The 20,294-nt window shown below is 60.2% G+C and carries 17 protein-coding genes; 4 read left to right on the top strand and 13 right to left on the bottom strand.

The window, feature by feature from the left end:
* Positions 1-77: 77 nt before the first annotated feature.
* The 11 genes from AUK77_RS16565 to bioB form a co-directional block, all read right to left on the bottom strand.
* Complete coding sequence (locus AUK77_RS16565) at positions 78-1,856, bottom strand: acyl-CoA dehydrogenase C-terminal domain-containing protein (RefSeq protein ID WP_296131850.1); 1,779 nt, start codon at positions 1,854-1,856, stop codon at positions 78-80.
* 171 nt (positions 1,857-2,027) lie between these two features.
* Positions 2,028-3,824, bottom strand: coding sequence for an acyl-CoA dehydrogenase C-terminal domain-containing protein (locus tag AUK77_RS16560; RefSeq protein ID WP_296131847.1), 1,797 nt, complete (start codon positions 3,822-3,824; stop codon positions 2,028-2,030).
* A 112-nt stretch (positions 3,825-3,936) separates the two neighbouring features.
* Positions 3,937-5,226, bottom strand: a complete 1,290-nt coding sequence (locus AUK77_RS16555) for a GGDEF domain-containing protein (RefSeq protein WP_296131845.1) — start codon at positions 5,224-5,226, stop codon at positions 3,937-3,939.
* Between the two features lie 201 nt (positions 5,227-5,427).
* Positions 5,428-7,233 carry a phenylacyl-CoA dehydrogenase gene (locus tag AUK77_RS16550; RefSeq protein WP_296131843.1) on the bottom strand — a complete coding sequence of 602 codons (1,806 nt, stop codon included), beginning with the start codon at positions 7,231-7,233 and terminating at the stop codon, positions 5,428-5,430.
* A gap of 166 nt (positions 7,234-7,399) precedes the next feature.
* Entirely contained in the window at positions 7,400-8,185 is a 786-nt protein-coding gene (locus AUK77_RS16545; protein WP_296131840.1) for a putative metalloprotease CJM1_0395 family protein, read from the bottom strand.
* A gap of 65 nt (positions 8,186-8,250) precedes the next feature.
* A complete protein-coding gene (locus AUK77_RS16540) occupies positions 8,251-8,550 on the bottom strand; it encodes a hypothetical protein (protein WP_296131837.1) in 300 nt (99 codons plus the stop codon).
* A 96-nt stretch (positions 8,551-8,646) separates the two neighbouring features.
* Positions 8,647-9,336: a dethiobiotin synthase gene (gene bioD / locus AUK77_RS16535; RefSeq protein ID WP_296131833.1), complete on the bottom strand. Its 690-nt coding sequence runs from the start codon at positions 9,334-9,336 to the stop codon at positions 8,647-8,649.
* Entirely contained in the window at positions 9,336-10,148 is an 813-nt protein-coding gene (gene bioC / locus AUK77_RS16530; protein WP_296131830.1) for a malonyl-ACP O-methyltransferase BioC, read from the bottom strand. Before bioC ends, bioD begins: the two co-directional genes overlap by 1 nt.
* On the bottom strand, positions 10,141-10,872 hold the full coding sequence (locus tag AUK77_RS16525; RefSeq protein WP_296131826.1) for an alpha/beta fold hydrolase: 732 nt from the start codon (positions 10,870-10,872) through the stop codon (positions 10,141-10,143). The genes bioC and AUK77_RS16525 overlap by 8 nt, the downstream gene beginning before the upstream one ends.
* Positions 10,865-12,046, bottom strand: a complete 1,182-nt coding sequence (bioF, locus tag AUK77_RS16520) for an 8-amino-7-oxononanoate synthase (RefSeq protein WP_296131824.1) — start codon at positions 12,044-12,046, stop codon at positions 10,865-10,867. Before bioF ends, AUK77_RS16525 begins: the two co-directional genes overlap by 8 nt.
* Before the next feature lie 121 nt (positions 12,047-12,167).
* Complete coding sequence (bioB, locus tag AUK77_RS16515) at positions 12,168-13,223, bottom strand: biotin synthase BioB (protein ID WP_296131821.1); 1,056 nt, start codon at positions 13,221-13,223, stop codon at positions 12,168-12,170.
* Positions 13,224-13,303: 80 nt separating this feature from the next.
* Between bioB and AUK77_RS16510 the strand changes: the two genes are divergently transcribed.
* The 3 genes from AUK77_RS16510 to rarD all read left to right on the top strand — a co-directional run bounded on the left by AUK77_RS16510 (position 13,304) and on the right by rarD (position 16,352).
* The gene (locus AUK77_RS16510) at positions 13,304-14,038 is read left to right on the top strand and encodes a ComF family protein (RefSeq protein ID WP_296131818.1); all 735 of its coding nucleotides are present in this window, start codon (positions 13,304-13,306) and stop codon (positions 14,036-14,038) included.
* Between the two features lie 218 nt (positions 14,039-14,256).
* Positions 14,257-15,231, top strand: a complete 975-nt coding sequence (locus AUK77_RS16505) for a serine/threonine protein kinase (RefSeq protein ID WP_296131816.1) — start codon at positions 14,257-14,259, stop codon at positions 15,229-15,231.
* Between the two features lie 224 nt (positions 15,232-15,455).
* Positions 15,456-16,352 carry an EamA family transporter RarD gene (rarD, locus tag AUK77_RS16500; RefSeq protein WP_296131813.1) on the top strand — a complete coding sequence of 299 codons (897 nt, stop codon included), beginning with the start codon at positions 15,456-15,458 and terminating at the stop codon, positions 16,350-16,352.
* Between the two features lie 210 nt (positions 16,353-16,562).
* Here the strand turns inward: rarD and AUK77_RS16495 are convergent, their stop codons facing one another.
* Together AUK77_RS16495 and AUK77_RS16490 are read right to left on the bottom strand one after the other, a co-directional pair.
* Positions 16,563-17,081: an ACT domain-containing protein gene (locus AUK77_RS16495; protein ID WP_296131810.1), complete on the bottom strand. Its 519-nt coding sequence runs from the start codon at positions 17,079-17,081 to the stop codon at positions 16,563-16,565.
* A gap of 21 nt (positions 17,082-17,102) precedes the next feature.
* Positions 17,103-17,549: a GNAT family N-acetyltransferase gene (locus AUK77_RS16490; protein ID WP_296131808.1), complete on the bottom strand. Its 447-nt coding sequence runs from the start codon at positions 17,547-17,549 to the stop codon at positions 17,103-17,105.
* Between the two features lie 245 nt (positions 17,550-17,794).
* Here AUK77_RS16490 and AUK77_RS16485 point away from each other — a divergent pair, with 245 nt between their 5' ends.
* Entirely contained in the window at positions 17,795-19,972 is a 2,178-nt protein-coding gene (locus tag AUK77_RS16485; RefSeq protein WP_296131806.1) for a malate synthase G, read from the top strand.
* The last annotated feature ends 322 nt before the right edge of the window (positions 19,973-20,294 follow it).

Below are 20,294 nucleotides of genomic sequence, written 5' to 3'. Positions count from 1 at the left end.
CCGTCGTCGCATTTTTTAGGCTGCCAAAACGCAAAACCCCGGCACGAGGCCGGGGCTTTGGGGTTGCCAGACAGCGTTTAGAACTGCGCTGCGTCCAGCAGGTACAGCGACTCGCTACCGGCTTTAACCGAAGCGGTCAGCGAGTGGATACGCGGCAACAGGCGGGCGAAGAAGAAACGCGCGGTGCCCAGTTTGCTCACGTAGAACTCGTCTTGATCCTGTTTGGCCAGTGCGGTACGGGCCATAAGCGCCCACATGTAGGCGTAGGCGGTGTAACCGAACACCTGCAGGTACTCGACCGAGGCAGCACCGACTTCATTCGGGTTGGCCTTGGCGCGCTCCAGCAAGTCGCTGGTCATCAGTTCCAGGTTGGCGATGGCGTCTTTCAGCGGGTTGACGAACTCGGCCAGCGAGGCGTCGGCGCTGTCGGTGAAGGCTTTGATCTCTTCGGCGAAGTGCTTGTAGAACGCACCGCCGCTGCCGACTACTTTGCGGCCGACCAGGTCGAGCGCCTGAATGCCGTTGGTGCCTTCGTAGATCTGAGTGATGCGGCAGTCGCGGATCAGCTGCTCTTGGCCCCACTCACGGATAAAGCCGTGGCCGCCAAAGATCTGCTGGCCGTGCACGGTGGTTTCCAGCGCCATGTCGGTGAGGAAGGCTTTGGCCACTGGCGTCAGCAGGGCGACCAGCTCTTCGGCGCGCTTGCGGGTGGTGGTGTCTTCGCTGTACTTGGCGGTGTCGAGTTGCATGGCCACGTAGCTGGAGAAGGCACGGCCGCCTTCGTTCAGGGCTTTCATGGTCAGCAGCATGCGGCGCACGTCTGGGTGCACGATGATCGGGTCAGCGGCTTTGTCTTTAGCCACCGGGCCGGTCGGCGCGCGGCTCTGGATACGGTCGCGGGCATATTCCACGGCGTTCTGGTAGCTGCGCTCGCCCAGGGAGAGACCCTGAATGCCAACACCCAGACGCTCGTAGTTCATCATGGTGAACATGGCAGCAAGGCCCTTGTTCGGCGCATCGACGATCCAGCCGGTGGCGCCGTCGAAGTTCATCACGCAGGTGGCCGAGGCCTTGATACCCATTTTGTGTTCGATCGAGCCGCAGGACAGGCTGTTCTTCTCGCCCAGCGAACCGTCGGCATTGACCATGACTTTCGGCACCAAAAACAGCGAGATGCCTTTCGGGCCAGCCGGTGCATCCGGCAGTTTGGCCAGCACCAAGTGGATGATGTTCTCGGTCAGGTCGTGCTCACCGCCGGTGATGAAGATCTTGGTGCCGCTGATCTTGAAGCTGCCGTCGGCTTGCGGCTCGGCCTTGGTGCGGATGATGCCCAAGTCGGTGCCGGCGTGCGGCTCGGTCAGGCACATGGAACCGGCCCAAACGCCGGAGTACATGTTCGGCAGGTATTTTTCTTTCAGCTCTTCGCTGGCGTGGGCGTTGATCGACAGGCAAGCGCCGGCGGTCAGCATCGGGTACAGACCGAACGACAGGTTGGCCGAGTTGACCATTTCTTCGACCTGCGCGGAGATCACCTTGGGCATGCCCATGCCGCCGAATAGCGGATCACCACCGACGCCAACCCAACCGCCATCGGCGTAGGTTTGATAGGCCTCAGGGAAACCGGCTGGGGTTTTCACCACGCCGTTGTTCCACGAGCAGCCTTCTTCATCGCCGCTGCGGTTAAGCGGCGCAATGCTGCCCGCCATGACTTTGCCGGCTTCTTCGAGAATCGCCGCTGCGGTGTCTTCATCCACCACCTCGGCCAGGCCCGGCAATTGGGCCCACAGCTTGGACACTTCAAACACTTCATTGAGCACGAAGCGCATATCGCGCAGGGGAGCTTTGTAGTCAGCCATGGAGCAAATCCTCGAACGAACCAGCGGGTATACGAAAGAAGCCAGAGTCTAACCGAACACCATTTCAGACACATAGGGTCGCGTCGTGACCATTAAGCCACAAATCGTTTGATCGGCAACCCATAGTAAAAACCCGCCTGCTGGCGGGTTTTTACACAACTTAACCGTTCGTCAGAGGGCGAAATGCGCGGCCGGCAAATCCATCATGCACGCACTGCCGGCCTGCGCGGCGGCAAGGTGCGCCGCCGTGCGCGGCAACAACCGCTTGAAGTAAAACTCGCAGGTGGCCAGCTTGGTTTGATAGAAGGCCGCATCACCTTCGCCAGCGGCCAGTTTGGCCTGCGCCACCAGCGCCATGCGCAGCCAGAAGTAGCCCAGAATGACGTACCCGGAGTACATCAGGTAATCCATCGAAGCGGCACCGACTTCGTCTGGGTTCTTCATGGCGGCCATGCCGATCTGCTGGGTCAGTTCGCCCCACTGCTTGTTAAGGCCTGCCAACTGGCTGACGTACGCGGCGAACGGCGCTTGCTCAGTCTGCGCCTCACAGAATTTATGAATAATTTTGCTAAAGCCACGCAGCAGCTTGCCCTGGCTGCCCAATACCTTGCGACCGAGCAGGTCGAGGGCCTGGATGCCATTGGTGCCTTCGTAAATGAGCGCAATGCGGCAGTCACGCACCAGTTGCTCCATGCCCCACTCGCGGATAAAACCGTGGCCGCCATACACCTGCATGCCGTGGTTGGTCACTTCCAGACCGGTCTCGGTCATAAAGGCTTTGCAGATCGGCGTGAGGAAAGCGAGCAGGTTTTCCGCTTCTTCCCGTTGTTCGGCACTGCCTCCTAGGTGTGCTTGATCAAGCAACTGTGCGGTGAAGTAAGCCAGCGCGCGGTTGCCTTCGTTGAAGGCTTTCATGGTCAGCAGCATGCGTCGCACATCGGGATGCACGATGATCGGGTCGGCGGCTTTCTCCGGGGCTTTCGGACCGCTGAGCGCACGCATCTGCAGACGATCGTTGGCGTATTTAAGCGCGCCCTGATAGCTCGCCTCGCCCAGACACAAGCCCTGCATGCCCGTGCCCAAGCGGGCATGGTTCATCATGGTAAACATGCAGTTCAGGCCTTTATTCAGCTCGCCGATCAGGTAGCCGGTGGCGCCGTCGAAGTTCATCACGCAGGTGGCCGAGGCTTTGATGCCCATCTTGTGCTCAATCGAGCCGCAGCTCACGCCATTGCGCGCGCCCGCTTCACCCGCCGCATCCGGCAGAAACTTGGGCACGATAAACAGCGAAATGCCTTTGGTGCCCGCTGGGGCATCGGGCAACTTGGCCAGCACCAAGTGCACGATGTTCTCGCTCATGTCGTGCTCACCGGCGGAGATGAAGATTTTGCTGCCGGTAACCGCATAGCTGCCGTCGGCCTGCGGCACGGCGCGGGTTTTGATCAGGCCCAGGTCGGTGCCGCAATGGGCTTCGGTCAGGCACATGGTGCCGGTCCAACGGCCTTCGGTGAGCTTGCTCAGGTAGGTCTGCTTCTGCGCCTCAGTGCCGTGGGCGTGAATCGCCGACATCGCACCGTGGGTCAGGCCTGGGTACATGCCCCAGGACAGGTTACTGGCGCCGACCATCTCGCTGATCATCAAACCCAGCGATTGCGGCAGACCTTGGCCACCGTAAGCCGGGTCCGCCGCCAGGCCATTCCAGCCACCTTCCACGTACTGGGCAAAAGCTTCTTTAAAGCCCTGCGGCGTGGTCACCACGCCATGGTTGAACTGGCACTCCTCCTCGTCACCCGAGCGATTGAGCGGTGCCAGAACCTGTTCGCAGAATTTCGCGCCCTCTTCCAGAATCGCGCTGACCATATCAGGGGTGGCCTCGCTGGCCCCCAATGCAGCGTAACTGCCGTGGAAATCAAACACGTCATCGAGCAAAAAGCGCATGTCGCGCAGCGGGGCTTTGTAATCAGGCATGGTCATGCTCCAGCAGATTCAAGGGATCGCTAAAGCACTCAACCTAAGGCGCGAACACCACTGACAACAATGACCGTTGAGCCGCTGAATGCAGCGCCATAAGCGGGCCGACCTAGTGGGCCGGCATGTCGACTTTCACCGCACTGCGCCGCTGACCGTGACTGCGTACACAGTTACGCCCGGCGCTTTTGGCGTTGTAGAGCGCCTGGTCGGCGGCTTTGATCACATCTTCAGGCGCAGCGTGCTGTATGCCGCGCTCCGCCACGCCCATGCTGATGGTGACCGACACTTCAGATGCACCTTTGCCCGCTCGGCGCTGCCGCCCCTGTTTGTCACTTTGCGGACGCTGCTGCGGATCACGCAGGTGCAAACGGTATTGCTCGACGGCCTGACGCACCTGCTCTAGATGCGGCAAGCATTCTTCAAGGGTTTTGCCCGGGAAAACCAAGGTGAACTCTTCGCCGCCATACCGATACGCCTTGCCGCCACCGCCTATCTGGCGCAGTTGACTGGCCACCAGGCGCAGCACCTGATCACCGACATCGTGACCGTGGGTGTCGTTGAATTTCTTGAAGTGATCGACGTCTGCCATGGCAATCACGTAGGTGCGGCCGAGTCGCTGCAGCCGTTCGTTCAGCGCGCGCCGACCAGGCAGCCCCGTGAGTTCATCACGAAAGGCCATTTGATAGGCCTCATGCGCCACCGCCACCACCAAAATCAGCATGATCTGGCTGCTCATGACGTTGAGCGCATGCGGCAGGATAAAGGTGTTGGGCAGCATCCAGCACACGCCGCACAGGCCCACTAATTGCGCCGCATGCAACGGCCGCGGCGTACGCAGGTACTGCACCACCAGCAGAATCAAACCGATCAACAAGACCGGATAGGCCACTTGCACCAGCACCATCCACTCAACCTGCAACGCTGGCCAGCGCACCTGGGATAACCACTGCAACAAGGCGTCCGGAAAACGCTGCATCAGCCCGGCGGCCACCGCACCGATGGCCAGCATCACGGCGGCGCGGGCGATCAGGTCTTGCAGCAGATGAGTCCGTTCCTGCCAGGCCGCATAAAGCCCATAAAGCAGTGGGAGCAACAAGCTGCACAGGTGAAAGGTCAACGCGGCATCGCTGCGGACCTGGCCCGTGGTGCGGAAATGGTCAACCTGGGTGTCGAGCAGAAAATAGGCGAGGTACAGGGTCAGCAGCAGGAACACTTCACGCTGACGCCCATACACCAGACAAAACGCGCCGCCGAGCAACAGCAACAACGTCGGCAGCACATTGAACAGAGAGGTGAAGAACTCGCTGAGCACAGCCAAGCGCGCCACCAGCATGCCGCTGATTAACAGCAACAGTGAAGGCAGGAAATGGCTCAGGCGCACAGCAGCAAAACGCGACAAGACGAACTCCACAGCGCGATACACGCGGCTAACGTCCTGCAGTTTGCCTGTAACAGGCCAATTTCGCACGGGACGCAGCGGGCAATTTTCTCAATAGTTCGCGCGAACACCTGCAACCACCCGGAAACGCGCCACGACTGACGCCCATAAAAAAACCGCTACCCAAGGGCAGCGGTTTTTTCGACCTCAATGGACGAAGGCTTAGTAGCCCAGGGCGAAGTTCTCTTCGGCCATGTCCATCAGGTTGTTGGCGCCAGACAGCATGGCATCCACATGCATACGGGTACGCGGCAGGATGCGGGCGAAGTAGAAGTTGGCGGTCTGCAGCTTGGCTTTGTAGAACGCCTCGTCTTCAGCACCGGCAGCAATCTTCTCGGCAGCCAGGCGAGCCATGTCAGCCCAGAAGTAGGCCAGGCAGGCATAACCGGAGTACATCAGGTAGTCCACCGAAGCGGCACCGACTTCTTCGCGGTCTTTCATAGCGGCCATGCCCACTTTCATGGTGATGTCGCCCCACTCTTTGTTCAGCTTGGCCAGCGGCTCGACGAGGCCTTTGATGGCGTCGTTGGCTTCGTTGGTCTGGCAGAACTTGTGCACGATCTTGGTGAAGTTCTTCAGTGCGCCGCCTTGGGTCATCAGAATCTTACGACCCAGCAGGTCGAGAGCCTGAATACCAGTGGTGCCTTCGTACATCATGGAGATACGGCAGTCGCGAACGTTCTGCTCCATGCCCCACTCAGCGATAAAGCCGTGGCCACCGTAGATTTGCATGCCGTGGTTGGCGGCTTCGAAGCCCACTTCGGTCATGAAGGCTTTGGCGATTGGTGTCAGGAAGGCCAGCAGTTCGTCGGCCGCTTTCTTCTCGGCTTCGTCTTTGCTGTATTTGACGATGTCCACTTGCTTGGCAGTGAAGTACACCATCGCACGGTTGCCTTCCGCGAAGGCTTTCATGGTCAGCAGCATGCGACGCACGTCCGGGTGGACGATGATCGGGTCAGCGGCTTTTTCCGGCGCTTTCGGGCCAGTCAAAGAACGCATCTGCAGACGCTCGCGAGCGTACTTCAGGCCGCCCTGGAAGCCGACTTCGGCATGGGCCAGACCTTGCAGAGCAGTACCCAGACGCGCCGTGTTCATGAAGGTGAACATGCAGTTCAGGCCTTTGTTGGCTGGGCCGATCAGGAAACCGGTGGCGCCGTCAAAGTTCATCACGCACGTGGCGTTGCCGTGGATGCCCATCTTGTGCTCGATCGAACCACAGGATACGGCGTTGCGCGCGCCCACCGTGCCGTCGGCATTGACGGTGAACTTCGGCACGATAAACAGGGAAATGCCTTTGGTGCCTTGCGGCGCGTCCGGCAGGCGGGCCAGTACGATGTGGACGATGTTATCGGCCATGTCGTGTTCGCCAGCGGAGATGAAGATCTTGGTGCCGGACACTTTGTAGGTGCCGTCAGCTTGCGGCTCAGCCTTGGTGCGCAGCATGCCCAGGTCAGTACCGCAATGTGGCTCGGTCAGGCACATGGTGCCGGTCCACTCACCCGAGACCAACTTGGTCAGGTAGGTGTGCTTCTGCTCGTCGGTGCCGTGCTCGGAGATGGTGTTCATCGCGCCGTGCGACAGGCCTGGGTACATGCCCCACGACCAGTTGGACGAGCCGACCATTTCACTGAGTACCAGACCCAGCGACTCAGGCAGACCTTGGCCGCCGTGGTCAACGTCGTGCGCCAGGCTCGGCCAGCCGCCTTCAACGTACTGTTGATAGGCTTCTTTGAAGCCGGTAGGGGTTTTCACGCCTTCCGGGGACCAGGTGCAACCTTCGGTGTCACCTACACGGTTCAACGGGGACAGCACTTGCTCACAGAACTTGGCGCCTTCTTCAAGGATGGCGTTGACCATGTCCGGAGTAGCGTCCTGGCAGCCAGGCAGGCTCTGATAATGCGCTTCGTAGCCGAGCAGTTCGTCGCGTACGAAACGGATATCACGCAAGGGGGCCTTGTAATCAGGCATAGCGGTTAACCTCTGCGGTGGATTCTTAGTGTGTAGGTGACCGGTTATTCGGTCATTTTCGGGGTCAGCCCCGCGACTCGCCTGCGCCTTGGCAGTCGAGCCAATCAAACAAGCGTTTGAAACATACGTTTATGCCTATTTAATGTCAAGCATCTCCCCTGCCGTTTTAGGTCACCAAATCAATCACCGGGACAGCCTCCTCGAGACCGCTCAGTTGTGCGTATAAATCAAGATTAGGTGCTGGCAGCAACTTCTGCTGCGGATTTGCCGCTGTTGCCTCACCCGGCGTTGACGCCTCGTCAGTTTCTTCCTGCTCATCACGCTGCGCCGCACGGGCCTCAATAGCCGCTTGAGCTTCATCGCGCTGCATCTGGGCCAGCTGGACACGCGCCTCAGCCATTTGCACCGTGGCCTGGGCCGCGATTTGACGATCTTGGGCCGACGGCTCGGCCGGCGCCAATGCCGCACGGACGACCACCTCCATCTTGCGAATAGTGGCCTGTGGATCGCTGGGCACCGAGCCGGTATCAATGCTGACTTCGCCAGCAATGGCATAACGCTTACCGTCAGGGCCGCGCTCATAGGTGTAGGTAGGCGCGCCTGCGTATCGCCCGCCTACTGCTGCATGGGCTTGTTCGTGGGCGCGAACTTCCTGATCGCGCGAAGAGAGCTGGGTGATTTCCAGTTGTTCAAGGCGCTGCTCTTGCGGGCTGGGCTGTGTACCTGAGCGCTTTGACTGCTCGCCTTCGGACTCACCTTCAACGGGTTTGTCCGCCTCTTCTCGAGACGACGCAGACTGCGCGTCAGCCTGAGGCTGAGCAGCCGTGACAGGCGGTTGGGTCGCGCGGGTTATATCTTGACTGACGTCGGGGGACACGCTGGACGCAGGCGAACGGGCCGGCAGTAACGTGGCTGCTGGCGCGGAATAAGACGTTGCGCCGCCAATTTGCATCGTATGCCTCCTCGCTCGGCGTGATCACCTCACCGCGCGGTAGAGGTGTGACCGAGACAAGCGACTCAGGCCTTGGTATCGATCAGAGTGCCCAGCACTTCATCGGCCGTCTTAACCACCTTAGCCCCAGCCTCGGCCTCGTTTTGGCCTTGGCGCAAAGCAACCAGGCTTTCGGCCAGATCAGCACGCGTTTGCTCGGCTGCGCGAGGAGAAGGGTTGACCTGATTGGCCGGCGGCGTCGAGGTAGGCTGTTGCGGCTGGGTGATCGCGTTGCTGGCGATATCCGACGCGGCCTGATCAACACGACGCTGACCGGACTGGATGGTGCTAGTGCCTGAAGCAAAGGCGCTTCTAGAGATTTCCATGATTAGACTCCCGAGGTGGCGAACCACTTACAGCTTTAATTGAAGCAGATGCTGATCGAAAAACGTACAAGCAAAAGGCTATGGCAGGAGCTCTGCTTATAGCCCACGAAGCAATAAATCGAGGTTCAGATACTCGGAAACCAAGCCTGGCGTGGCTTCAGCCAGGCGCGGTACGTAGCCCAGGCAGGGCGCAGGCATACGCTCGGCCAGCGTGACCAGATTGTCCTCCAGACGCGCGGTCTGCGGGTCGACCAAATTGGCTACCCAGCCGGCCAATCGCAGGCCATCACGCGTAATTGCTTCTGCACTCAGTAGCGCGTGATTGATGCAGCCCAAACGCACGCCAACCACCAGAATCACTGGTAAACCGAGGGCTACGGCCAGGTCAGAAAGCGACGCCTGCCCGGCCAGAGGCACACGCCAACCACCTGCGCCTTCAATTAAGGTGAAGTCCGCCTGCTTGGCCAAAATGACCTGTACCGCAGCCTGCAAGGAAGCAACATCCAGCAATACACCCACTTCGCGACCCGCCAGATGCGGGGCAATAGCCGGCTCGAACGCCAAGGGATTCACCTCGTCATAGCGCAGCGCCAAGGTGCATTCACCGAGCAGCGCCAGGGCATCGTCGTTGCGCAGGCCGTCCGCTGTGCGCACACATCCCGAAGCCACCGGCTTGGCCGCGGCGGTGGACAAGCCAGCCCGTCGAGCGGCGTGCAGCAAACCGGCGGCAATAGTGGTTTTACCGATTTCGGTGTCCGTACCCGTCACAAAAAAGGCAGCAGTCATCAGCGAGTCTCCTTATATAGAACGCCGTAAACCACTTGATAGGTCGCGGGCAGGCCTTGCGGCTGGCGGAACTGTTCATAGGCATTGAGCAGCGCCAGCATGCGCGCGCGCCCCGTAAGGCCGCCCGGTCGACCGGGGTTGAGGTTATGCGCGCCAAGGGCTTTCAGCTCATGGGTAAGGCTGCGCACATCGGCATAAAACAAGGTTTCGGGGATGACCTGCAGGCTTTTACAAGCCAGGCCAGTGCCGCTGCATAGCTGTTGATAGTCCGCAAAACGGCGGAAGCGGTTGACGTGGATAAATCCGTCCACGGCCTGCCAACTGTCGCGCAGCTCCTGCAGGGTGCCCGCGCACAAACTGCTGAACGCCAGCACGCCACCCGGACGCAGCACGCGCTCAGCCTCGGCCAATACACCGGCAAAGTCCGCACACCATTGCAGGGCCAAACTGGAGAACACTAGGTCGCAGGATGCATCCCGCAGCGGAAGCCGCTCAGCATCGCCAGCAATAAAGTGCTGAGCGCCGCGCAAAGGTCGCGCGTGCTGCAACATGCCTTCAGCGATATCCATTGCCAGTCCATCACTGTTCGCAAAACGCTGGCCCAGCGCGCGGCTGAAGTACCCCGTGCCGCAGCCCAGATCCAGCCAGCGCGCGGGGCTGAGCGAGGCCGGCAATTGGCTCAACAGCGTTTGCCCGACATCACGTTGCAGCGCCGCCACACTGTCATAGCTGTGCGCAGCGCGGGAAAAAGAAGCCGCTACCTGGCGCTTATCTGGCAGGTGACCGAGCGCTTCATGGGTCTGATCAGTCATTTGCCGCCTCACGAATAAACGCCTGAATCGCGGCGGCCAGCACCTGCGGGTGCTCCAGAGGGAAGGCGTGGCTGACATGCTCAATCAGCCGGACATCACTTTGCGCATGCGCAGTGCGCAGGGCTTGCGACGCGGCCGCAGGCACCAGCGCATCTTGCCCGGCAAACACGTGCAGTTGCGGGCCGGTAAACCCCTGTAATGCCCCGCGCGTGTCCAGTGCCGCCAGCACATCCAGCCCGGCGAGCAGTTCGGCTGACGGTGCTTGCGGTGCGGCCGCCAGCAACTGCCGTGATAGCTCACGCGGCTGCACAGCACCTTGCGCGCACAGCAGGCTGAAACGTTTCAACGTCGCGCCGACATTCTCCGCACAGCCCTGACGAAACGCGGCAAAGGTCTCGACCGGCATGGCTGTCGGCCACGTTGCCCGTGCCACAAAGCACAGGTTGCTGGCCAAAGTGATCAGACCCCGACAGCGCGCGCCGCGTCGCGCCGCCAATTCAGCCGCGAGCATGCCACCCAACGACCAGCCACCGAGCCAGACGTCTTGCGGCAGCTTGGCATCCAGTTCATCCAGCCAATCGCGCGGATCGGCACTTACCAATGACGGCAGCGGAGCAATCGTCACCGCCACGTCAGGCATCTCCTCACGCAGGGCTGCATGCAAGGGCGCTAAAGGTGCAGAGCCCAGCCCCCAGCCGGGCAACAGAATCAATGACTCAGTCATGTGCGGGCACCCCGCCGGTGAGCGCGGGCCAACACTCGGCCAAAGCGTTGAGCAACTGATCCACCTGCTCCACGCTGTGCGCGGCAGACAGCGTCACGCGTAAACGCGCACTGCCGGCGGGGACAGTCGGAGGACGAATCGCCGTCACCAACAGGCCACGCTCGCGCAGCCTCTGCGAAAGCTGCAAAGCGCGACCGCTGTCACCAATGACAATCGGCTGAATCGGCGTGGCACTGTCCATCAGTTCAAGGCCGATGGCCTGCGCGCCGTCGCGAAAACGTTTGATCAAGGCATTCAGGTGTTCGCGCCGCCAGTGCTCGCTGCGCAGCAACGCCAGGCTTTGCAAGCTGGCGCAGGCCAAAGCGGGCGGCTGGCTGGTGGTGTAGATATAAGGACGGGCGAACTGCACCAGTGCTTCGATCAAATCATCACTGCCGGCAACAAAAGCACCGGCGGTGCCAAAGGCTTTACCCAAGGTGCCAACCAGCACCTGCACATCATCCATACCCAGCCCGAAGTGCTCGGCAATGCCACCTCCGGTTGCGCCCAGCGGGCCGAAGCCGTGCGCATCATCCACCATCACCCAGGCATTGGCGCGGCGCGCTTCGGCGCACAGTGAGGGCAGGTCAGCCAGATCACCGTCCATGCTGAATACCCCGTCGGTGACCACCAAGGTATTGCCGGTGACCTTGCGCAAGCGGTTGGCCAAGCTGACGGTGTCGTTATGCAAATAGCGTGAGAAACGCGCACCACTGAGCAGGCCAGCATCCAGTAACGAGGCATGGTTGAGGCGGTCTTCAAGCACGCTATCGCCCTGCCCGACCAGCGCCGTCATCGCCCCTAGGTTGGCCATATAGCCAGTAGAAAACAGCAACGCCCGCGGCCGCCCGGCGAACTCGGCCAGCGCTTCTTCAAGCTGGTGATGCGGCGTGCTGTGACCGATCACCAGATGCGAAGCGCCGCCGCCCACACCCCACTTCTCAGCTCCGGCGCGCCAGGCTTCGATCACTTTGGGATGATTGGCCAAGCCCAGATAATCGTTGGAACAGAACGCCAGCAGTTGCTGGCCATCGACCCTGACCAACGGCCCTTGCGGGGACTCCAGCAAGGGCCGTTGGCGATAGAGGTTGGCGGCGCGTCGCTCGGCGAGGCGTGAAGCGAGATCGAAGCTCATGGTAGCCCTGGTGGCTTTTGTAGGAGCGAGGGGGACGCCCAGTCCTTGCTCGCGATCAGCGGCAAACGGGATCGCCGAGACGTCGGACCGCAGCAAGCTGGCTCCTACCGGTTCGAATGGATTAGACCGCAGCGTTATAAAACAGCTTGGAATCGCGCTGCTCGACCAAGGCCTGCTCGATGGCGGCCTGATGCACCTCGTCAGCGTGTTCTTCACGCTCTTCGGGCTTGATACCGAGACGGGCGAACAGTTGCATGTCTTTGCTGGCCTGTGGGTTGGCGGTTGTCAGCAGTTTTTCACCGTAGAAAATCGAATTGGCACCGGCGAAGAAGGCCAAGGCCTGCATTTGCTCGTTCATTTGCTCACGGCCGGCGGACAAGCGCACATGCGACTGCGGCATCATGATCCGCGCCACGGCGAGCATACGAATAAAGTCGAACGGATCGACGTCCTGCTCATCAGCCAATGGCGTGCCTTTGACTTTCACCAGCATGTTGATCGGCACCGACTCCGGGTGCTCCGGCAGGTTGGCCAGTTGAATCAACAACCCGGCGCGGTCGTCCAGCGACTCGCCCATGCCGAGAATGCCACCGGAGCAGATCTTCATCCCCGAATCACGCACATAGGCCAGGGTTTCCAGGCGCTCGGCGTAGGTGCGGGTGGTGATGATGTTGCCGTAGAACTCCGGCGAGGTGTCCAGATTGTGGTTGTAGTAGTCGAGGCCGGCAGCAGCCAGCGCCTCGGTTTGTTCTTTGTCCAGCTTGCCCAAGGTCATGCAGGTTTCCAGGCCTAGGGCTTTCACGCCTTCAACCATTTTCAGCACGTAGGGCATGTCTTTGGCCGACGGGTGCTTCCACGCCGCGCCCATGCAGAAGCGGGTGGAGCCGATGGCCTTAGCCTCGGCTGCGGCCTCCAGCACCTTTTGCACTTCCATGAGTTTTTGCTTATCCAGGCCAGTGTTGTAGTGGCCGGACTGCGGGCAGTACTTGCAGTCTTCCGGGCAAGCCCCGGTTTTGATCGACAGCAGCGTGGACACCTGCACGCGATTGGCATCGAAGTGCGCGCGGTGCACCGTCTGCGCCGCAAACAGCAGATCGTTAAACGGTTGCTCGAAGAGTGCTTTGACTTCGGTGAGGGTCCAGTCGTGACGCAGGTGGGCGGCGGTGGTTGCGCTCATCGGTAATTCCTTATTGTTGGCGGCACCCTGCTAGATTCAAAGGGCGCTACACGGATGTTCGGCATAGTTATGGAAGGCTTATGCGCTGTCAACCCAACCTGTTAAAGCCGGTTTACAACTGGTTAAAAATCAAACAAAACTGCTTACTTTGCGATGAACAGACCGACACGCAACAGCCCATCTGCGGCCACTGCGAAGCCGAACTGCCTTGGCTGGGCGGGCATTGCCAGGTATGCGCACTGCCACTGCCAAGTCAGGGTTTGGTATGCGGTGCCTGCCTGAAAAAACCGCCGAGCTTTACCAAGGTTGAAGTGCCCTGGCGCTACGCCTTCCCCATCAACAGCCTGATTAACCGGTTCAAGCATCAGGCCAAGTGGCCAATGGGACGCCTGCTCGGCGAGCTTTTGTCACACCACCTGCAACATGCCTTCGATGAAGGGCTGCCGCGACCCGACATCCTGCTACCCGTGCCCTTGGCCAATAAACGCCAACGTGAGCGCGGCTTCAACCAAGCCGAGATGCTCTGCACATGGCTTGGCAAGAACCTTTCACTGCCTATGGAGCCGCTCTGGTTGCGGCGCATTATCGACACACCAGCGCAGCAGCAACTGGACGCCGTCACACGTAAACGCAACCTGCGTAATGCCTTTGCCCTGACACCCGAGTGCAAGGTCAACGGCCTGCACCTGGCCTTAGTCGACGATGTGCTGACCACCGGCGCAACGGCCGAACGCCTGGCGCGGCTATTAATCAAGGCTGGGGCGAGCAGAGTCGATGTGTACTGCCTGGCACGCACGCCAAAGCCGGGGGATTAAGCTGCGCCCGAAGCCTAGATAAGCGCAGCGCAATCCGGGTCAGCACGTCCAGACTGCGCCAAGGCTTATCTGGCTACGTACGACCCCTGACGGCACCGGGCTTGAGCGGACTCGTGGTGATGGGTATCGCTGCGCTCAACGCCATCCTACACAGCGCTCAAACACCGCCCGCCCTTGCAGAAGCGCTACACTCTGCGGCCAACCTGCCGGAGTCGCCCATGTCCCATCCATTTGCCGCACTCACGCCTGACCTGGTGCTGGATGCCGTGGAGAGCCTCGGCTACCTCAGCGATGCCCGTGTACTGGCGCTGAACAGTTATGAAAACCGCGTGTATCAGGTGGGCATCGAGGACGAAACACCGCTGATCGCCAAGTTCTACCGCCCGGATCGTTGGACCGATGAAGCGATTCGCGAGGAACACAGCTTCAGCTTCGAACTGGCCGAATGCGAGGTGCCGGTGGTCGCGCCGCTATCGCGCGATGGCGAAACGCTGTTCAGTTATGCCGGTTTTCGCTTTGCCCTGTTTCCGCGGCGGGGTGGTCGCGCACCGGAGCCGGGCAACCTTGATCAACTCTATCGCCTCGGCCAACTGCTCGGCCGCCTGCATGCCGTCGGCTCGCTCAAGCCCTTTGCTCATCGCGAAGCGTTGCAAGTGAGCAACTTCGGCCACGCTTCACTGGCCACGTTGCTGGATGGCAACTTTATTCCGCGCAGCCTGCTGCCCGCCTACGAGTCGGTGGCGCGCGACCTGCTCAAGCGCCTGGACACCTTGTTTGCCGCCAACCCGGTAAAGGCGATTCGCCTGCACGGCGATTGCCATCCCGGCAACCTGCTGTGCCGCGACGACACCTTCCACATGGTCGACCTCGACGACTGCAGGATGGGCCCGGCAGTGCAGGACTTGTGGATGATGCTCGCCGGTGAACGCCACGAACGCCTCGGCCAACTGTCGGAGCTGATGGACGGCTATCAGGAGTTTCACGACTTCAACCCGCGCGAACTGCCGCTGATTGAGGGCCTGCGCACCTTGCGCCTGATGCACTACAGCGCCTGGCTGGCGCGGCGCTGGGACGATCCGGCCTTCCCCATGAGTTTCCCCTGGTTTGGCAGCGAGCGTTACTGGGGCGAGCAGATTCTGATCCTGCGTGAGCAACTGTCGGCGCTGGATGAAGAACCACTCAAGCTGTTTTGACACTGCTTGCGTAGTCCGGATGTAATCCGGGATAGCACTCCCGGATTGCGCCAAGGCTTATCCGGGCTTCAGGGCCAACCACTACAGTTGGCCCTAACCCCGTAACGTCTTTGTGACAGACAAATGGGTTTACCCCTGAAGAAAATCCTGTCCAGCCGGACAAGCCCGTGCCGCGCCGACTAGAATCGCAGGCCTTCCGTTAGCCATCTAAGCAAGGACCCTGCATGGCCACCGCCAACCCGCGTCGTGGGTATATTCTCGGCCTGACTGCCTACATCATCTGGGGCCTGTTCCCGCTCTACTTCAAAGCCATCCAGAGCGTGCCCGCACTGGAAATCATCGTCCATCGTGCGCTCTGGTCGGCGCTGTTCGGTGCGCTGTTGTTGCTGGTGTGGAAGCACCCTGGCTGGCTGCGCGAGCTACTGAACCATCCCAAACGTTTCGCCGTACTGGCTTTGAGTGGCACGCTGATCGCCAGTAACTGGCTGGTGTATGTGTGGGCGGTTAACAACGAGCGCATGCTTGAAGCCAGCCTGGGTTACTACATCAACCCGCTGATCAACGTGCTGCTGGGCATGCTGATTCTCGGCGAACGGTTACGCCGCTTGCAGTGGCTGGCCGTCGCCCTGGCCGCCGTGGGTGTATTGCAGCAACTGTGGCAGGTCGGCAGCTTACCCTGGGTATCACTGGTGCTCGCGCTGACGTTTGGCTTCTACGGGATTATCCGCAAGCAAGCCCCCGTGGCCGCCCTCCCCGGTTTGGTGGTGGAAACCTGGCTGCTGCTGCCCTTAGCCCTGGGCTGGCTGCTGCTGCACCCCGCAGCAATGAGCACTCAAACGGAGTTCTGGAGTACGCCAGAAGCGCTGTGGCTAATCGCTGCCGGGCCGATCACGCTGGTGCCACTGGTGTGTTTCAACGCCGCTGCCCGCCATCTGCCCTACACCACCTTAGGCTTTCTGCAATACCTGGCACCTACCTTGGTGCTGCTGCAGGCGATATTCCTGTTTGGCGAGCATTTCGACCCGAGCACACTGCTGGCCTTTATCTGCATCTGGGCCGGCCTGGCGATTTACAGCGTCGACGCTTGGTTAAGTCTGCGCAAGCGGCAAACTGATCAATAAACAACCAGCTCACTGCAGCACCCTCCCTGACAGGGCTGCAGCCAGTTGCCCCCGGCTTATCCACAGAAGCATCCCCGGCCTTTGTGCACAACCAACAGCCAAGTGGTTAATTTATAAGCAATTAACCAAAAGCCCCGGGACACTATGGCGTGCTCCGGGGCTCCTCATGCTACGCACAGCTTTATCCACAGGACGCGTGGATAACGTCATTTAGGGTTCGACCTGTAGTTTCAGCTCCACCATCAGATCATCCGCCAGGGTTTCCAATTGCGCCTGCAGGTGCTCCAACGTAAGGCTCTGCGGCACACCCAGCAGGGCTTGCGCCTGGAACAGCAATTCACCACTCATGGGCGCGGGCACCACCTCGGTATTCAGGCTCTCAACGTTGACACCGTGACTGCTGAGCAGTCGGGTGATATCACGCACGATACCCGGCCGGTCATTGCCCACCAACTCCAGACGAATGGCCGTCCAGACGACGGAAGGCTCAGCGCCGCCAGCGGCGATCTGTATCCGAATGCCATGACTCTGCAACGCCTCCAGCGCATCAGCCAGCCCAGCATGCGACTCCAACGCCACATCCACCCGCAGAATCCCGGCGAACTGCCCGGCCATACGCGACATGCGGCTTTCCAGCCAGTTGCCGCCATGCTCGCTGATGCACTGGGCGATGCGCTCGACCAGACCGGGTTGATCCTGAGCAATAACGGTCAATACCAGATGATCCATGAACCACTCCTTATTCACTGTTTACTTGAGCGCCAGCCAATAGGTGTAAAACACCTCATCGCGCACATAACCCAATCGCTCATAAAGCGCCTGTCCGGGCAGATTGCTCTTTGCCGTCTCCAACTGCAAACCGCAAGCGCCGGTTGCCTCGGCATGGGCGCGGGCGGCATTCATTAACGCCTCGCCCACACCCTGCCGACGTGCCGCCTCACTGACGTAAAGATCGCTAAGCAGCCAAGCCGGCTGCAACGCCAGCGATGAGAAAAACGCATACAGCTGGACAAAGCCCAGCGCCGAACCTTTGTCATCGCGGGCCAGCAGAATGGTCGAATCGCCGCGCTGCAAACGTGTGCCGAGAAACTCATGCACCTGTGCCTGCGGCTTGCCCACTTCATAAAAGCGCAGATAGTCCGCAAACAGCTCGCTCAAGGGCTGCAAATCCGCAGCCGTTGCAGGCTCAACACGCATAAACTCACCTCTAGAAAGTGGGGTAGGCACCCCAATATGGGCAACAGCTAGCACGCCTATTGTCAGTCTATGTGGTGTAACCGCGTGCGCTAACAATGACTGCAGAGCGCTTCTTGGTCGCGGAGCGACGCACACCCACTGATTTTCCCCGGATCTTGATGTAGTATGCCGCGCCTCGGACTACAAGACTTAAATTCCCGGGTCCGATGCGGCTAAAAGTAGAGCTGAGCAGAGTGAGGCAAGTGATGACTGAACGCGTTCAAGTAGGCAGCCTGCAGGTTGCCAAAGTGCTGTTCGACTTCGTGAATAACGAAGCCATCCCCGGTACCGGCATTGCTGCCGAGACGTTCTGGGCGGGTGCCGAAGCGGTCATCAATGACCTGGCCCCGAAAAACCATGCGCTGCTCGCTAAACGCGACCAGATTCAGGCACAAATCGACGGTTGGCACCAAGCCCGCAAAGGCCAGCCCCACGACGCGGTCGCCTATAAAGCATTCTTGGAAGAAATCGGCTACCTGCTGCCAGAGCCCGCCGACTTCCACGCCACCACAGAAAATGTCGACGAAGAAATCGCCCGTCTGGCCGGCCCGCAGCTGGTCGTACCGGTGATGAACGCGCGCTTTGCGTTGAACGCTTCTAACGCCCGCTGGGGCTCGCTGTACGATGCCCTGTACGGCACCGACGTGATCAGCGAAGAAGGTGGCGCAGAAAAAGGTAAGGGCTACAACAAAGTCCGTGGCGACAAAGTTATCGCCTTCGCGCGCGCCTTCTTGGATGACGCCGCACCGCTTGAAGGCGCGTCCCACGTTGATGCCACCGCCTACACCGTGGTTGATGGCCAGCTCAGCGTGGCGCTGAAAAACGCCAGTCGCACTGGCCTGAAGAACACCGCTCAGTTCATTGCCTTCCAAGGCGATGCTGCGGCACCGACTGCCGTGCTGCTCAAGCACAACGGCCTGCATTTCGAGATTCAGATCGACACCAACACCCCAGTCGGCCAAACCGACGCCGCTGGCGTGAAAGACGTGCTGATGGAAGCCGCGCTGACCACCATCATGGACTGCGAAGACTCCGTTGCCGCCGTGGATGCCGACGATAAAGTCGTGGTCTACAAAAACTGGCTCGGCCTGATGAAGGGCGACCTGGCTGAAGAAGTGGTCAAGGGCGGCACCACCTTCACCCGCACCATGAACCCGGACCGCGTCTATACCAAGGCCGACGGCAGCGAGCTGACCTTGCATGGTCGCAGCCTGCTGTTCGTGCGCAATGTTGGCCACCTGATGACCAACCCGGCGATTCTCGATGCTGCTGGCAACGAAATCCCCGAAGGTATACAGGACGCGCTGTTCACCAGTCTGATCGCCATCCACAACCTGAATGGCAACACCCAGCGCAAGAACACCCGCACTGGCTCGGTTTATATCGTTAAACCGAAGATGCACGGCCCGGAAGAAGTCGCCTTCACCACCGAGATCTTCGGCCGCGTTGAAGACGCACTGGGCTTGCCGCGCAACACGCTGAAAGTCGGCATCATGGACGAAGAGCGCCGCACCACCGTCAACCTCAAGGCGTGCATCAAAGCCGCCAGCGAGCGCGTGGTGTTTATCAACACCGGCTTCCTCGACCGTACCGGTGACGAAATCCACACCTCCATGGAAGCTGGCGCTGTTGTGCGCAAGGCAGCCATGAAAGCCGAGAAGTGGATCAGCGCCTACGAAAACTGGAACGTCGACATCGGCCTGGCAACCGGCCTGCAAGGTCGTGCGCAGATCGGTAAAGGCATGTGGGCCATGCCTGACCTGATGGCCGCGATGGTCGAGCAGAAAATCATGCACCCACTGGCCGGTGCCAACACCGCCTGGGTACCGTCACCGACTGCCGCCGCCCTGCATGCGCTGCACTACCACAAGGTTGACGTGTTCGCTCGTCAGGCCGAATTGGCCAAGCGTGAGCGCGCGTCGCTGGACGACATCCTGAGCATTCCGATGGCCCAAAACACCAACTGGACGCCGGAAGAAGTTCAGAACGAACTGGACAACAACTCGCAGGGCATCCTCGGCTACGTGGTGCGCTGGATCGACCAAGGCGTGGGTTGCTCCAAAGTACCGGATATCAATGATGTCGGCCTGATGGAAGACCGCGCCACCCTGCGTATCTCCAGCCAACTGCTGGCCAACTGGCTACGTCACGGCATTGCCACTGAAGAGCAGATCGTGGCCAGCCTCAAGCGCATGGCTCCAGTGGTTGACCGTCAGAACGCAGCGGACCCGCTGTACCGTCCGCTGGCACCGAACTTCGACAGCAACATCGCCTTCCAGGCGGCGCTGGAGTTGGTGGTTGAAGGTGCCAAGCAGCCCAACGGCTACACCGAGCCAGTTCTGCACCGCCGCCGCCGCGAGTTCAAAGCGGCCAACGGGCAGTGATGTAGTACCGCAGTCGATATAAACCGCCCCTAGGGGCGGTTTTTTTGCGTCGCCGAAAGGCTTTAGGTCTGAAATAAACACGTTTTGTCAGACAAAAAAGCGCAAAGTGCGACGTCATTGGCTATAGAAATAGGTAGGCCCGCCGAAAGCATAAATGGTCACACAGAAAAATATGACCGCAAGATGACCGCATAGCCGCCCATGTTCACAATGTGGACTGATGCATCCTGAATTCATAGAATAAGTGCAACGCTTGAAACGATAGGCAGAGGGCCAGCCACCGGTAGAATCCAGGCTCTCACACCAAAGGATTCAAGCGCAG

The sequence above is a fragment of the Pseudomonas sp. Ga0074129 genome (assembly GCA_001465025.1).
In the GTDB taxonomy this organism is placed as follows: domain Bacteria; phylum Pseudomonadota; class Gammaproteobacteria; order Pseudomonadales; family Pseudomonadaceae; genus Aquipseudomonas.
The sequence above is the reverse complement of the archived record's forward strand: the minus strand, read 5'-3'. Positions and strand labels throughout refer to the sequence as shown.

What these genes read in the sequence shown, in the direction of transcription:
- bioC (WP_296131830.1), bottom strand. Translation starts at nt 10,148, where the DNA reads ATGACTGATCAGACCCATGAAGCGCTCGGTCACCTGCCAGATAAGCGC.
- rarD (WP_296131813.1), top strand. Translation starts at nt 15,456, where the DNA reads ATGGCCACCGCCAACCCGCGTCGTGGGTATATTCTCGGCCTGACTGCC.
- AUK77_RS16490 (WP_296131808.1), bottom strand. Translation starts at nt 17,549, where the DNA reads ATGCGTGTTGAGCCTGCAACGGCTGCGGATTTGCAGCCCTTGAGCGAG.
- AUK77_RS16545 (WP_296131840.1), bottom strand. Translation starts at nt 8,185, where the DNA reads ATGCAAATTGGCGGCGCAACGTCTTATTCCGCGCCAGCAGCCACGTTA.
- AUK77_RS16505 (WP_296131816.1), top strand. Translation starts at nt 14,257, where the DNA reads ATGTCCCATCCATTTGCCGCACTCACGCCTGACCTGGTGCTGGATGCC.
- AUK77_RS16560 (WP_296131847.1), bottom strand. Translation starts at nt 3,824, where the DNA reads ATGCCTGATTACAAAGCCCCGCTGCGCGACATGCGCTTTTTGCTCGAT.
- AUK77_RS16550 (WP_296131843.1), bottom strand. Translation starts at nt 7,233, where the DNA reads ATGCCTGATTACAAGGCCCCCTTGCGTGATATCCGTTTCGTACGCGAC.
- AUK77_RS16540 (WP_296131837.1), bottom strand. Translation starts at nt 8,550, where the DNA reads ATGGAAATCTCTAGAAGCGCCTTTGCTTCAGGCACTAGCACCATCCAG.
- bioB (WP_296131821.1), bottom strand. Translation starts at nt 13,223, where the DNA reads ATGAGCGCAACCACCGCCGCCCACCTGCGTCACGACTGGACCCTCACC.
- AUK77_RS16525 (WP_296131826.1), bottom strand. Translation starts at nt 10,872, where the DNA reads ATGACTGAGTCATTGATTCTGTTGCCCGGCTGGGGGCTGGGCTCTGCA.
- AUK77_RS16510 (WP_296131818.1), top strand. Translation starts at nt 13,304, where the DNA reads ATGCGCTGTCAACCCAACCTGTTAAAGCCGGTTTACAACTGGTTAAAA.
- AUK77_RS16495 (WP_296131810.1), bottom strand. Translation starts at nt 17,081, where the DNA reads ATGGATCATCTGGTATTGACCGTTATTGCTCAGGATCAACCCGGTCTG.
- bioD (WP_296131833.1), bottom strand. Translation starts at nt 9,336, where the DNA reads ATGACTGCTGCCTTTTTTGTGACGGGTACGGACACCGAAATCGGTAAA.
- AUK77_RS16485 (WP_296131806.1), top strand. Translation starts at nt 17,795, where the DNA reads ATGACTGAACGCGTTCAAGTAGGCAGCCTGCAGGTTGCCAAAGTGCTG.
- bioF (WP_296131824.1), bottom strand. Translation starts at nt 12,046, where the DNA reads ATGAGCTTCGATCTCGCTTCACGCCTCGCCGAGCGACGCGCCGCCAAC.
- AUK77_RS16565 (WP_296131850.1), bottom strand. Translation starts at nt 1,856, where the DNA reads ATGGCTGACTACAAAGCTCCCCTGCGCGATATGCGCTTCGTGCTCAAT.